This is a genomic window from Streptomyces sp. NPDC050759 (assembly GCF_044456945.1).
GTDB lineage: Bacteria > Actinomycetota > Actinomycetes > Streptomycetales > Streptomycetaceae > Streptomyces.
Window position 1 is genome coordinate 26,207 of record NZ_JBITGI010000022.1, and the last position, 13,103, is coordinate 39,309.

Here is a 13,103-nt window from a genome sequence, read left to right on the forward strand (position 1 = left end):
AGCGGCATACACACCGCGCATGGCACGGACGGGCTAGTTCTTGACGCCCGTCACGGCCGCTCACCCCTCGGCGATCTCGCCGGCGTAGATGTCCCGGGCGGCCGGCAGACGTACGTCCGTGGCGATCCCGAAGTCGTACAGCAGGGTCGTCGAGGCGACCGCGACGGTGCCCTGCCGCTGTCCGTTGACGAAGCTGAAGCGGTGGCGGATCTTGCGGATGCGGCCCTGGTCGTCGAGGTAGACATCGAAGGGCACCGCGGTCGTGGCGAACCCTTTCGCCGCCGCTGCCAGGACACCCTGGTTGGCGCCGGAGGCGTTCTTCGCCGCGGCGGCGAGGTCCGCCGTACCCCGGTAGTGCCGCACCTCGGTCCCCGCGAGTTCGGTCGTGCCGACGTAGGTGGCCGTCCTGGTCCCGCGCAGCACCTCGGCGGCGGCGAACGGATCGGTGGCCCCGCCGGTGACGAGATTGCCGTCGGACAGGGTCGCGGTGTCGACGCGCACCCACTTGTCGGCGGGCACACCCGCACCCCGGTTCTTCATGAACAGGGCACCGGGAGCGAGGAGTTCGGTGATCGGCCGGTGCTCGCTGGTGCCGGCCGGGTCCTGCGGCAGCATCACCTTCAGGCGGCCGAGCCGCTCGCGGTAGTCGTACACGCCCTCGCCGCGGATGGTGACCCGGGTGCCGCCGGTGGCCATCTCCATGGACGTGCTCGCCTTCGAACTGCCCGCGTTCTCAAGGGCGTCGGCGGCCCGGCGCAGGGTACCGACCGGGTCGGCCGCGCGCGCGTCGTCGAGGGTGGCGCCGCTGCCCGAGCAACTGGTGGCGCAGGCGCACGCCATGAGCACCGCCGCGACGACGACCGACCCGCCGGCCTGCCTCTGCTGCCGCTCCGTCATCGCCGCCTACCCCCAGCCGATACGTCCGTCAAGGACCCCCTGTCGTGTCGCCTAACGACGGGCAGGAGGAGGTCGTCACGCGCATACCGGGCCTTTACCCGCGGTGGGTAACGTTGTCAGCGTGGCGCAGCAGGACAGGATCCCCCCACCTCCCTCCGACCGACCGGCCCACCACACGCAGATGGTCGAACAAGGCCGTTTCTGCCTGGCCCGGTGCACCTGCGGCTGGCGCGGACCGGCCCGCAGAGCCCGCAGCCAGGCCCGGGCGGACGCGGCGGGGCACACGGAGGGGTGAGGCCTACGTGTGCTCGAGCACGCGCACCAGGAGTTCGTCGACCAGGGTCCGGTCCCGGAGTTGGGTCAGTCGGTTCTTGGCGGCCGTCGGCGAGAGCCAGAGAACGCGGTCGACCTCGTCGTTCGGGGTGAAGGCGCCGGTGGTGGCTTCGGCCGCCCAGTAACGGACCTGCTTGGGGCGGCCGTTGGCGTAGTACTTCGTGGTGGAGAGCGGGGTGCCGGGTGCGGCCCGGTACCCGGTCTCCTCCTCCACCTCACGCAGCGCGCCGGTGAGGGCGTCCTCGCCGCGCTTCAGCTTGCCTTTGGGGTGCGACCAGTCGTCGTATTTCGGCCTGTGGACCAGGCAGACCTCCAGCCCGCCGTCGATCGGGGAGCGGCGCCACAGGACGCAGCCGGCTGCCTGGACGGGGGTTTGCGGGGCGTCGGTCACGGGAGTCGATGCCTCCTTCAGGTACTGACGGCCTGTTTCTGCCAGCACTGCTGGAACGTGAACCGGGCCGCCTCCACCTCGTGGCGCTGGTCGGCGTGCAGAACGCCGAGGGCGTAGGCGGTGGCCGGGGCGATGCGGGGGGTGCGGGCCGCTGCCGCGGCGGCGGCCGCGGCCTCGGAGGCGTCCCGGTGGCGGTCCAGGGCCTCACCTGCCGTCAGAAGCCGCAGCTCCACCGGGGGGTTGCTGCCGCAGAGGACCTCCCGCGCGTATCTGTGCAGGCGAAGGAGGAGGCGGACCTGGTGCCAGGGGGCGTCCTGGGGGTGGGGAGAGGGGTCCGGGGAGAGTCCGTGGATGAGGGCCTCGGCGTTGTAGGGATGGCCCGCGGTGACCAGGGGCAGGGCGGTCACCGCGTCGTCGAGGCGTTCCTGGGCCGCGGTGGCCATGGGGTGGAGGTCGGTGGTGACGGCCGTTTTCGTCAAGGGGACTTCGCTCGCCAGTACGGCGATGTGGTCGGCGACCGCGTGGAAGCGGGAGGAGCCGAGGGCCTGCAGGGCGGTGCTGTGGGCCCGGGTGCGGGCGAGGGTGAGCTGGCGGTCGAGGAGGGCGCCTGCCTTTGCGGCGCCCACGGTCAGGTTGCCGCGGTCCGGGGCGGGCACCGGGTGGGCGGGGGAGCCGGCGGTGCCCACCGCCGCACCCGCCGGCTGCGCCGGGAACACCGCCCCCGACAGCCGGTGCAGGGCCAGCAACAGGCGTTCCAGACGGGACTCGTACGCGTGCTCCATGCCCAAGGTCCCGGACAGCCAGGCCAGTTCGGGGCGCAGGGACTCCGACCAGTCGGGGTCCAGGAGCGGGCGGAAGGTGTGGAGGCTGGCGCTGATGCGGCGGACCGAGCGGCGCAGGGCCCGGGCCGCGTCGACGGGGTCGTCCGCGCTCGCCGCCGAGGCACCGCCGGACTCCCGGTGCTGGCGCAGGGCGCGGAGGAACTCCGTGGCCTGGGACCGCAGGTAGCCCGCGAGGGCGTCCCCGGTGAGCGTCCCGGCGTGCCCGGCCAGGGGATCCGTCGGTTCAAGGTGTTGCTGTGCCACGCCGGCGCCTCCGGGCGTCTATGAGCATCTCCTGGACGTTGCGCAGGGGCTGGCCGTCCGCATCCATGGCGTGCCGGGTCCACTCGCCGTCCGGGCCGAGATGCCAGGACGCGGTGGTGTCGGACATGCCGGTCTCCAGCAGCCGGTTGAGGGCCGCCCGGTGGGCCGGGTCGGTGACCCGGACCAGGGCCTCTATCCGGCGGTCGAGGTTGCGGTGCATCATGTCGGCGCTGCCGATCCACATCTCGGGCTCGCCGCCGTTGCCGAAGCCGAAGACGCGGGAGTGTTCGAGGAACCGGCCGAGGATCGAGCGGACCCGGATGTTCTCGGACATGCCGGCGACGCCGGGGCGGATCGCGCAGATGCCGCGCACCCAGACGTCGACCGGCACACCCGCCTGGGAGGCGCGGTAGAGCGAGTCGATGAGTGCCTCGTCCACCATGGAGTTGACCTTGATGCGGATGAAGGCGGGGCGCCCTGCGCGGTGGTGCTGGACTTCCTTGTTCACGCGGGAAATAAGGCCGTCGCGGAGGGACTTGGGCGCCACGAGGAGGCGGCGGTAGGTCTCACGACGGGAGTAGCCGGACAACCGGTTGAAGAGGTCGGAGAGGTCAGCGCCCACCTGCGGGTCGGCGGTGAGCAGGCCCAGGTCCTCGTAGAGCCGCGCGGTCTTCGGGTGATAGTTGCCGGTGCCGACGTGGCTGTACCGCCGTAGCGTGTCGCCCTCCTGACGGACCACCAGGGACAGCTTGCAGTGGGTCTTCAGGCCGACCAGGCCGTAGACGACATGGCAGCCCGCCTCCTCCAGCTTGCGCGCCCACTTGATGTTGGCGTGCTCGTCGAAGCGGGCCTTGATCTCGACCAGGACGAGGACCTGCTTGCCGGCCTCGGCGGCGTCGATGAGGGCGTCGACGATCGGCGAGTCGCCCGAGGTGCGGTACAGGGTCTGCTTGATGGCGAGGACGTCGTCGTCCTCGGCGGCCTGCTGGAGGAACGCCTGCACCGACGTCGAGAACGAGTCGTACGGGTGGTGCAGCAGGACGTCGCGGGCGCGCAGGGACGCGAAGATGTCGGGCGCGGACGCCGACTCGACCTCCGCCAGGTCGCGGTGGACGCCGGCGACGAACTTGCGGTACTTCAGCTCGGGGCGGTCGAGGCCCGCGATGCGGAAGAGGCCGGTGAGGTCGAGGGGGCCGGGGAGCGGATACACCTCCGCCTCGGAGATCTTCAGCTCGCGCACCAGCAGGTCGAGGACCTCGCGGTCGATGGACTCCTCGACCTCCAGGCGCACCGGCGGGCCGAAGCGGCGCCGCATGAGCTCCTTCTCCAGGGCCTTGAGGAGGTTCTCGGCGTCGTCCTCCTCGACCTCCAGGTCCTCGTTGCGGGTGACCCGGAAGGTGTGGTGCTCCAGCACCTCCATGCCCGGGAACAGCTCCTCCAGGTGGGCCGCGATGACGTCCTCGATGGGGACGTAGCGGCCGGGGGAGGACTCCAGGAAGCGGGACAGCAGCGGCGGGACCTTGACCCGGGCGAAGTGGCGCTTGCCGTTGACCGGGTTGCGCACGATCACGGCCAGGTTCAGCGACAGGCCGGAGATGTACGGGAAGGGGTGCGCCGGGTCGACCGCGAGGGGGGTCAGGACCGGGAAGATCTGGTGCCGGAACAGGGTGAAGAGGCGGGCCTGCTCCTTCTCCTGGAGTTCGCTCCAGCGGACCAGGTGGATGCCCTCCTCCGCGAGTGCGGGGGCGACGTCCTCGTGGTAGCAGGCGGCGTGCCGGGCCATCAGCTCGCGGGAGCGGGCCCAGATCATCTCCAGGACCTCGCGCGGCTGGAGGCCGGAGGCGGAGCGGGTGGCGACGCCGGTGGCGATACGGCGCTTCAGTCCGGCCACCCGGACCATGAAGAACTCGTCGAGGTTGCTGGCGAAGATCGCGAGGAAGTTCGCGCGCTCCAGCATGGGGGTGTTCGGGTCTTCGGCGAGTTCCAGGACACGTTCGTTGAACGCGAGCCAGCTGCGCTCCCGGTCGAGGAAACGACCCTGCGGGAGCTGGGCGGCCCCGTCGACCGGGACCTCCTCGTACGCGTCGAGGTCGGCGTCGAGGTCTGGTTCCAGATCGGAGACGGTGGCCGACACGGTGTGCGGGCGGTGCGCGGCTATGGAGCCCACGGAGGGCTGTACGTGCTGGACCTCTGCCTGGGTGTTCGACTGGCTCATGGACCCATTCTTCCGCGCCGGGAGCGAAACGGGCGCGTCGGAGGCGGCGAGCGGGAGCACCACGGCGACCGGGGCGTCCCCGTTCCCCGCGGATCCCTCGGGCGGCGGCGAAGGCTCTGGCACGGCGGGCTTCATTCGGTGAGGGTCGCAAGCCCGTCTGAACCAATGGTTACGGCGACATGGCGTTCGGGATATCGGAGGACGGCTCCCGGGCGTCCGCACCCCTGAACCGCACGTCCTTCCCGCGGCCGGGGGGACGTGCGGTTCAGGGGCGTTCTCAGGCGGTACGGCGGCGCAGTACCCGGAAGGCGGCGGTGGTCGCGAGCGCGGTGACCGTGAGGACGATGCCGGTCTCTACGAGGTGCAGGGGCCAGAAGTGGGACGGGGGGTGGTAGGCGCCGCTCCGGGTCTGCCACAGCCCGGCGGACGCCTTGCCGTTGCCCGCCGTCGGCCAGAAGTCCTCGCGGTACCGCTCGACGCACTGGTTGAGCACGATCATCACGGTGACCGCGACCGCGAGGGCGGGCAGGGAGCGTCGGAGCAGCAGCGCGGCGAGTGTGCCGACCGCCAGTGCGCACAGGCCGTACGCCACCACGGCCGGGCCGCGTGCGGCGAACACGTCCGGGAAGGACCAGTCGTCGCCCATCAGGTCCCGGTGCGCCGACCAGGCCCAGCGGTAGGCGGGGACGAACACGGCGCCGGCGAGGAGGAGCGCGAGCGCGGGCAGGGCGAGCTTGGCGGTGAGCCAGCGCGCCGGGGAGACGCCCTGCGACCAGGCCAGCAGCGCCGTGCCGCTCTCCAGCTCGCGGCCGACGAGGGCGCCGCCCGCCCACGCGGCGACGATCCAGAAGCTGTAGTACATGAACGTACTGACCCAGCCCATCGCCGTGCTGTAGGTGTGCGCGGCCCCGAGCCCGCAGCCTTCGCCTCTGGGGCAGGTGTCCAGGGTCGCGTACGCCGAGTCGGCGGTGACCTCGGTCAGCCACACCAGGTAGCCCACGGAGCCCAGGACGAAGGCGGCCCACACGATCAGCGCCGTGCGGTGCAGCCGCAGCACGCTCCGGGTGAGCCCCTGCCGGGGGAGGGCCGGTGCGCTCATCCGATCGCTGCCCGCCTGCGCAGGAGAGCGAACGCGAGGGCGACGGCGACGGCGGTGAGGGCGAGCAGGACGCCGGTCTCCAGGAGCTGGCGGGGCCAGTAGTCGGGGGACGGCAGGTACTCGCGGGTGAAGCGGACGACGTGGTGCTTGGCGAGGCAGGCCTTGTCGTCGTAGCAGCCCGGGTCGCGGATCTCGGTGCCGGCGGAGGTGAACGCCCGGCTGCGCGAGCTGAGCTCGGGCTGCTGGTAGCGGCCCTGGAAGGGCCAGTGGTTGCCGCGGAAGGCGTAGACCAGGAAGTACGCGAACCCGCTGAAGGCGAGGGCGGGCAGGGTGCGGCGGACGGTGAGGCCGATCAGGGCGCCGAGGGCGAGACCGAGCAGGGGTGCGGCGACGGTGGCCGGGCCGAGGGAGAAGTAGAGGGAGCGGGGGCCGATGCCGGCGATGAGCAGGTTGCTGTGGGCGGCCCACAGCTGGTGGTACAGCACGGTCAGCAGGGTGGTGCCGAGGACGACGAAGGCCGCGGGGACGGCGAGCGCGGTGGCGAGCCAGCGTGCCGGGGAGACCGACTGCGTCCAGGCGAGCTGTGCGGTGCCGCTCTCCAGTTCGCGGGCGATCAGCGGGCCGCCGGCGAACAGGGCGACGGCGAAGGAGGCCATGGTGAGCAGGGTGTCCGGGTAGTAGAAGAGGTCGTTGTACTCGATGGCGGGGCCGTCGGACATGATCAGCGCGGCGTACCCGTAGACGGCGAGCTTGTGCTGCGCGGCCTCGGCGCCGGGGCCGAGGAGCCAGAGCAGGAAGCCCGCGGTGGCGGTCACGAAGGCGAGCCAGATCCACAGGGCGCCGCGGTGCAGGCGCAGGACGGTGCGGACCAGGCCGCGTGGTGTGCGCGCCGGGGCGGGGCGCGCTTCGAGGACGGCGGCGGCGCTCATGCGGACACCGCCGCGGGGGCCGTGGTGCCCGGGGTGAGCAGGGCCGGGGCCTCGGGGGCGCGGAGATGGGCGAGCAACAGTTCCTCCAGCGAGGGCTCCTCGGTCGCCCAGCCCTCGCCGACCGGGCCGTCGCGGCGGATCAGGGCGGTCAGCCCGCGGCCGGCGGTACGGGACTCGATCACGGTGTGCGGGGCCAGGTCGGCGGGTGTGCCGCGGCCGGTGACCAGGGTGTGGGCGGCGAGCAGGTCGTCGATGCCGCCGCCGAGCCGGACCCGGCCGCCGCCCAGGAGCAGCAGGTGGTCGCAGGCGTCGGCGAGCTCGGCGACGATGTGCGAGGACATCAGCACGGTGGTGCCGCGCTCGGCGGCGTCGGCCATCAGGGTGCCCATCAGCTCGTGCCGGGCGAGCGGGTCGAGGTCGGCCATCGGCTCGTCGAGGAGCATCAGGTCGGGCCGCTTGCCGAGGGCGAGGGCGAGCGCGACCCGGGTGCGCTGGCCGCCGGAGAGCCCGCGGATCCGGGACTTGGGGTCCAGGCCGCCCTGTTCGACGATCCGGGCGGCGCGGGTGGCGTCCCAGCGGGCCGGGTTGAGTTCGGCGCCCATGCGCAGGGTCTCGGCGATGGTCAGCTGGGGGTAGAGCGGCTTGTTCTGGGCGAGGTAGGCGACGCGGTCGCGGGTCTCGCCGGGCGCCCCGCCGAGGACGGTGAGTGTGCCGGCGGTGTGGTGCAGCAGTCCGGCGGCTATCGCGAGGAGGGTGGACTTTCCGGCGCCGTTGGGGCCGACCAGCGCGCTGATGCGGCCCGTGGGCAGCCGGAAGGAGCAGCCGTCGAGGGCGGCGGCCCGCCTGCCGTACCGCTTGCCCAGGCCGGACGCCTCCAGGGCGACGGCCGGGGTGGTGCTGGTGGAGCTCACTGGTCCCCCTTCGGGAAGTGCTCATCGAGTACGGCGGTGAAGAACGCGTCGACGTCCTCGCGGCCGAGGCCCGCGGACCGGGCGCGCTTCGCCCAGTCGTCGAGCTCGGCGCGCAGGGGAGTGTCGGCGGCCTGGACACCGGTGCCGAGCGTCCTGCGGACGAAGGTGCCGAGGCCGCGGCGGGCCTCGACCAGGCCCTCGCGCTCGAGTTCGCGGTATGCCTTGAGCACGGTGTTCGGATTGATGGCGGTGGCCTCCACGACCTCGCGGGCGGTGGGGAGCTTGTCGCCGGGTTCGAGCAGGCCCAGTCGTAGGGCCTGCTTGGTCTGCTGGACGATCTGTACGTAGGTGGCGACGCCGGAGCGCCGGTCGATGCGGTACTCGACCACGCGGACAACCACCCTTTCACTAATTGAGTAGTGAAAGGGTGTTGGAAGGTGGTCGTGAAAGTCAAGCGGGTTTTTTTTCTGGCCGGGTGAACCGATCGGCGGGGATCGTCCGATGGAGGGTCGTGAGGGAAACGAGAAGCGACGGGGATCTGCTGCGGGCCATCGCGGCGGACGGGGACCGGCGTGCCTTCGAGGAGCTGTACCGGCGGTACGCGCCCTGGCTGCTCGCGCGGCTGCGGGGACGGTGCGCGGACGCGGCCCTGGTCGACGACGTCGTACAGGAGACGTTCCTCGCGGTGTGGCGGGGGACCGCCCGCTACCGCGAGGAAGGCGATGTGGCCGGGTGGCTGTGGCGGATCGGCTCGCGCCGGCTGATCGACGCGCTGCGCGGCGACGGGGCGCGGGGGCGGCTCAGGCAGGCCCTGTCCCGCCTGCGGCACCGGGACGAGGCGTCCGCGGAGGAACGCGTGCTCGCGGGGGTGGAGCACGGGGACCTCGCGGGTGCCCTCGTCCGGCTGTCGCCGGAGCTGCGGGCGGTCCTGCAGGCCACGGTCATCGACGGCCTGACCACCCGCGAGGCCGCCGTCCTGCTGGGCATCCCGCCCGGCACGGTCAAGACCCGCGCGATGCGGGCCCGCAAGCAGCTGAGGGAGGCGCTGACGTGAGCACGGACGAACGACCGGGGGGCGCTGCGCGGGGCCCCGGACCGCAGCCGATGACCGGGGCCGGAGTGCAAGGCGGCTCCTCGCAGGTACGAGTGAAGGAGGTGGCGGCATGAGCTGGCATGTGGCCGAAGGTGATCTGCGGGCTTATGCCCAGGGCGAGTTGGCCGCCCCCCTGCTCTGGTCCGCCGACACCCACCTGGCGGCCTGCGCCGAGTGCCGGGGGCTGCTCGCCGACGTGACCGACCCGGTGGCGCTGGACGCCGGGTGGGAGCGGCTGGACGCCGAGCTGGACGCGCCCCGGCCGGGATGGCTCGAGTCGCTGCTGACCCGGGCCGGGATCGCTGACCACACCGCGCGGCTGCTCGCGGCCACGCCGGTGCTCAGGCGCTCCTGGCTGGCGTCCGTCGTGTTCCTGCTGCTGACGACCGTCGGCGCGGTGCACACGACCGAGTCGCCGACCCTGTTCCTCGCCCTCGCCCCGCTGCTGCCGCTGGCCGGCGTGGCCCTGTCCTACGGCCCGGCGCTCGACCCGACCTACGAGATGACGGTCGTCGCGCCCACCCACGGCTTCCGGCTGCTGATGATCCGCACGCTCGCCGTGCTGGTCGCGGGCCTCGGCCTCAACGGGCTCGCCACCCTCGCCCTGCCCGGCTACGGTCTGCGCGCCCTCGCCTGGCTGCTGCCCGCGCTCGCCCTCACCGCGACCGGCCTCGCGCTCACCCCGCGGCTCGGCCCGGTGCTCGCCCCGTCCCTGGTGGGCGGCGCCTGGGTCGCCGTACTGCTCGCCGCACAGGCCGCGCAGCACACGGCCGCCGACCCGCTCGCGCCCTTCACCGCGGCCGGGCAGGGCGTGGCCGGGACCGTCGCCGCGCTCGGGGCCGGGCTGCTCTTCCTCGTCCGTGACCGCTTCGACCTCTTCAACGGGAGCGCCGCATGACCACCGCCGTCTCCGCCTCCGGGCTCCATCTCCGCTACGGCGGCACCCGCGCCCTCGACGACGTGTCACTGCGGCTGACGCCCGGCGTGACCGGGCTGCTCGGGCCCAACGGGGCCGGGAAGACCACCCTGTTGAGGGTGCTCGCCACCGCCGTGCCCGCCGACCGGGGCTCCTTCACCGTCCTCGGCCACGACCCCGGCACCTCGCGCGGCCGTCAGCAGGTGCGCCGCTCGCTCGGCTATCTGCCGCAGACCCCGGGATTCCACCCGGACTTCAGCGCCTTCGAGTTCGTGGACTACGTGGCGATCCTCAAGGAACTCACCGACCGCACCGCACGCCACCGCGAGGTGCGGCGCGTGCTGGAGGAGGTCGACCTCGGGGACGTACGCGCCAAGCGCATCAAGAAGCTGTCCGGCGGGATGCGGCAGCGGGTCGCGCTGGCCGCCGCCCTCGTCGGCGACCCCGGCTTCCTCGTCCTCGACGAGCCGACCGTCGGCCTCGACCCCGAACAGCGCATGCGGTTCCGGGAGTTGATCGCCCAGGCCGGAGAGGGCCGGACCGTGCTGCTGTCCACCCACCAGACCGAGGACGTGGCGATGCTCTGCCACCGTGTCCTCGTCATGGCCCGCGGCCGCATCCTCTTCGAGGGCACCCCCGCCGACCTGACCGCCCGCGCCGCCGGCCGGGTGTGGAGCAGCGCGGAACGCGCCCCGGACGCGAAGGCGGGCTGGCGCACCGGCACCGGCTCCTTCCGCAACGTAGGCGACCCGCCGGCCGGCGCCGACCTCCTCGAACCCACCCTGGAGGACGGCTACCTGCTCGCCCTGGACGACGCGGGCACGGACGCGGAGGTGGCGGCCGCATGAGCCTGGCGACCGAGACGGCGGCCGAGTCCGCCGCCGTCCGCGAAGACGACCCGCGGCGCTCCTGGGCGGCCGTGTTCGCCCTCGCCCGCTTCGAGGCACGCGACCTGCTGCGCTACATCCCGGTCCTGGCGACGCTCCTGCTGTACGTCGGCTACACCGCCTGGACGCTGTTCCACGTGAAGGAGGGCATGGACGCCTTCCCGGCCCTCCAGGACGCCGACCGCGCCACCCAGACCGGGCCCCTGCTGTTCGGGATCGCCCTGTTCGTGTGCGTCAACCGGTGCACGCTGCGCTCCCGCCGGCGCGGCACCGACCGGCAGTTCGCCGTGCTGGTCATGGAACCGTGGCGGCGGACGGTCGCGCATGTGCTGTCGGTGGCGCCCTTCGCCGCCGTCACCGCGCTGGTCGTGCTCGGCGACTTCACCCGGCAGGCCCTCAGGCCGGGCGCCGTGGGACACGGCTCGCTCGCCGAACTGGCCGTCGGCCCCCTGTACGTGCTGCTGTGCGGCGCGTTCGGAGTGCTGCTCGCCCGGCTGGTCCCCTCCACGTTCGCGGCGCCGGTCGGCGTGGTCGGACTCTTCGTCTTCAGCGTGTTCATCTCCGCGGGCACCGGCGGCGCGGAGTGGTCGCGCCGGCTGTCCCCGATCGTGGGCGAGGACAGCGGCAACACGGTCCTGCCGTCGGACCTCGTCGGCCGTCCCGCCGCCTGGCACGCTCTGTACCTGACCGGGCTGATCCTGCTCCTGGCCCTCTGCGCGGTCCTGGCGAGCGGCGGACGCACGGTGTATCTGAAGGCCGGCGCGGCGGGCGCGCTCGCGCTGACGCTGGCCGGCGCGGTCGGCCAGTCCGGGGGTGTGTCGGCGGAGTTGGCCGCCGCCCGCGAACGGGCCTCGGTGTCCCCGCAGCGCGACCAGACGTGCGTGCAGCGCGGCAGCTCGACGTACTGCGCCTTCCCCGAGTGGACCGGCCGGGCGGGCACCTGGGCGGGGGTCGTGGACCGCGTCCAGGCGCTGGCCGGCGGAACGGCGGCCCGGCAGCCCCTTCTCGTACGGCAGCGGGTCGAGGCCCGTTACGGACTGACCGGCGACTCGGCGATCGATCCGCTCACCGCGCCGGGCCAGGTGACCGTCGGCACCCGCTGGGGCGGCAACCGGGTCCCCGAGTTCGCGGTCGCCGTCGCCTCCGTGCTGGTCGCCGGTGACGAGGCGAAGGGCGGCGAGCTGTGCGACGGGCGGGTGGTCACGACGATGTGGCTGGCCCTGGGCGGAGCCTCCCACCCGATGACCGACCTGGCGAACGTCCGTCTCGACGACAGTGTCAGCGGGTCGGCGTACGTTCTCGCCCCGACCAGCGGGCTGTCCATGACGGCCGGACAGACCGCTGTCCTGCGGGAGTTGCTGGACCGCCCGCGCGGTGAGGCGACGGCTTCCGTGCAGCAGCACTGGACCGAGCTGACCGCGTCCGGGGTCTCGACGGCCCAGGTGGCGCGGGTGCTGGGGACCGAGGTGCCGAAGGGGGCGAAGGACTGTGCGGAGGAGTGACGGGGCCCCGCGAGGTGTGAGCCCGGCGCTGGTGGTGGCCGTGGCGCGGACCGTGCCGTGGCGGGCGGTCGGTGCCGGGGCGGTCATGGGGCTGCTGGTGGTGGGTCTGCCGCGGCTGCTGTCCGGGACGCTCGACGCGTGGCTCGGTCTCACCCTCCTCCGGGCGGCCGCGCTCGTCTTCGCCCTGGGTCTGACCTTCCTCCTGGACGATCCGACCCGGGAGCTCACCACCCCCGTCCCCACCCGGCGTTGGGTCCGGACGGGACTGCGGGTCGCGCTGGTGGCGCCGGTCGCCGCGCTGTGGTGGACGGCCGTGCTGGCCCTGCTGCCGCGACCTGCCCGCCCTCCCCTCGGCGCGATCACCCTGGAGGCCGCGGCGACGGCCGCCCTCGCCCTGGCCGCCGCGGCGGCCGCGGTCCGCTTCACCGACGAGCCCCGTCCCGGCCCGTCGGTGGCGGCGGCCCTGCTGACCCTCGCCCTCCTCGCCCCCCACCTGCTCCCGTCCCGCTGGGACCTGTTCGTCCTGGTGGGGGAGCCCGGCTGGGATGTGGCGCATGTGCGGTGGGCAGTGGTGCTGGCGGGCGCCGTCGTGCTGGGGGCGGCCTGCGCGGTGGAGCCGCTGCGCGGGCTCAGGTCACGGTTGGTGTCCTGACCCGTACGGCGTCGGCGTGTCGGCCCGCTGGGCGGGGCCGCGGTCGCCGGGACTTGTTCGTCCCGGTTGGGGGACCCCGACGTTGCGCGGGTGCAGGTCACGGCTGGTGTCCTGACCGTATGGTGTCGGCGCGCCGCCCCGCCGGGCAGGACCACGGCCCGCTTGCCGGGTCCGTCCGGACCGCGACCCCGTA

Annotated in this window: 13 protein-coding genes; 5 read left to right on the forward strand and 8 right to left on the reverse strand. The window is 73.4% G+C overall.

The window, feature by feature from the left end; genetic code table 11:
• Positions 1-60: 60 nt before the first annotated feature.
• The 8 genes from ACIBJB_RS41395 to ACIBJB_RS41430 all read right to left on the reverse strand — a co-directional run bounded on the left by ACIBJB_RS41395 (position 61) and on the right by ACIBJB_RS41430 (position 8,249).
• The gene (locus ACIBJB_RS41395) at positions 61-897 is read right to left on the reverse strand and encodes a hypothetical protein (protein ID WP_398939051.1); all 837 of its coding nucleotides are present in this window, start codon (positions 895-897) and stop codon (positions 61-63) included.
• Between the two features lie 298 nt (positions 898-1,195).
• Positions 1,196-1,621, reverse strand: a complete 426-nt coding sequence (locus tag ACIBJB_RS41400; protein WP_398939053.1) for an NUDIX hydrolase — start codon at positions 1,619-1,621, stop codon at positions 1,196-1,198.
• 17 nt (positions 1,622-1,638) lie between these two features.
• Complete coding sequence (locus ACIBJB_RS41405) at positions 1,639-2,706, reverse strand: CHAD domain-containing protein (RefSeq protein ID WP_398939055.1); 1,068 nt, start codon at positions 2,704-2,706, stop codon at positions 1,639-1,641.
• Entirely contained in the window at positions 2,687-4,921 is a 2,235-nt protein-coding gene (locus ACIBJB_RS41410; RefSeq protein WP_398939057.1) for an RNA degradosome polyphosphate kinase, read from the reverse strand. Before ACIBJB_RS41410 ends, ACIBJB_RS41405 begins: the two co-directional genes overlap by 20 nt.
• 277 nt (positions 4,922-5,198) lie before the next feature.
• Complete coding sequence (locus ACIBJB_RS41415) at positions 5,199-6,020, reverse strand: hypothetical protein (RefSeq protein ID WP_398939059.1); 822 nt, start codon at positions 6,018-6,020, stop codon at positions 5,199-5,201.
• On the reverse strand, positions 6,017-6,949 hold the full coding sequence (locus ACIBJB_RS41420; protein WP_398939061.1) for a hypothetical protein: 933 nt from the start codon (positions 6,947-6,949) through the stop codon (positions 6,017-6,019). Before ACIBJB_RS41420 ends, ACIBJB_RS41415 begins: the two co-directional genes overlap by 4 nt.
• The gene (locus ACIBJB_RS41425) at positions 6,946-7,860 is read right to left on the reverse strand and encodes an ABC transporter ATP-binding protein (RefSeq protein WP_398939063.1); all 915 of its coding nucleotides are present in this window, start codon (positions 7,858-7,860) and stop codon (positions 6,946-6,948) included. The genes ACIBJB_RS41420 and ACIBJB_RS41425 overlap by 4 nt, the downstream gene beginning before the upstream one ends.
• Positions 7,857-8,249 carry a GntR family transcriptional regulator gene (locus tag ACIBJB_RS41430; protein WP_398939065.1) on the reverse strand — a complete coding sequence of 131 codons (393 nt, stop codon included), beginning with the start codon at positions 8,247-8,249 and terminating at the stop codon, positions 7,857-7,859. Before ACIBJB_RS41430 ends, ACIBJB_RS41425 begins: the two co-directional genes overlap by 4 nt.
• A gap of 122 nt (positions 8,250-8,371) precedes the next feature.
• Between ACIBJB_RS41430 and ACIBJB_RS41435 the strand changes: the two genes are divergently transcribed.
• From ACIBJB_RS41435 to ACIBJB_RS41455, 5 genes are all read left to right on the forward strand, one after another.
• Positions 8,372-8,914 (forward strand): RNA polymerase sigma factor, encoded by a 543-nt coding sequence (locus ACIBJB_RS41435; protein WP_365662290.1) that lies wholly within the window; start codon positions 8,372-8,374, stop codon positions 8,912-8,914.
• A 109-nt stretch (positions 8,915-9,023) separates the two neighbouring features.
• Positions 9,024-9,851, forward strand: coding sequence for a zf-HC2 domain-containing protein (locus ACIBJB_RS41440; RefSeq protein ID WP_398939067.1), 828 nt, complete (start codon positions 9,024-9,026; stop codon positions 9,849-9,851).
• On the forward strand, positions 9,848-10,717 hold the full coding sequence (locus tag ACIBJB_RS41445; protein ID WP_398939069.1) for an ABC transporter ATP-binding protein: 870 nt from the start codon (positions 9,848-9,850) through the stop codon (positions 10,715-10,717). The genes ACIBJB_RS41440 and ACIBJB_RS41445 overlap by 4 nt, the downstream gene beginning before the upstream one ends.
• Positions 10,714-12,258, forward strand: coding sequence for an ABC transporter permease (locus tag ACIBJB_RS41450; protein ID WP_398939070.1), 1,545 nt, complete (start codon positions 10,714-10,716; stop codon positions 12,256-12,258). Before ACIBJB_RS41445 ends, ACIBJB_RS41450 begins: the two co-directional genes overlap by 4 nt.
• Positions 12,245-12,910, forward strand: a complete 666-nt coding sequence (locus ACIBJB_RS41455; RefSeq protein WP_398939071.1) for an ABC transporter — start codon at positions 12,245-12,247, stop codon at positions 12,908-12,910. The genes ACIBJB_RS41450 and ACIBJB_RS41455 overlap by 14 nt, the downstream gene beginning before the upstream one ends.
• Positions 12,911-13,103 lie beyond the last annotated feature (193 nt).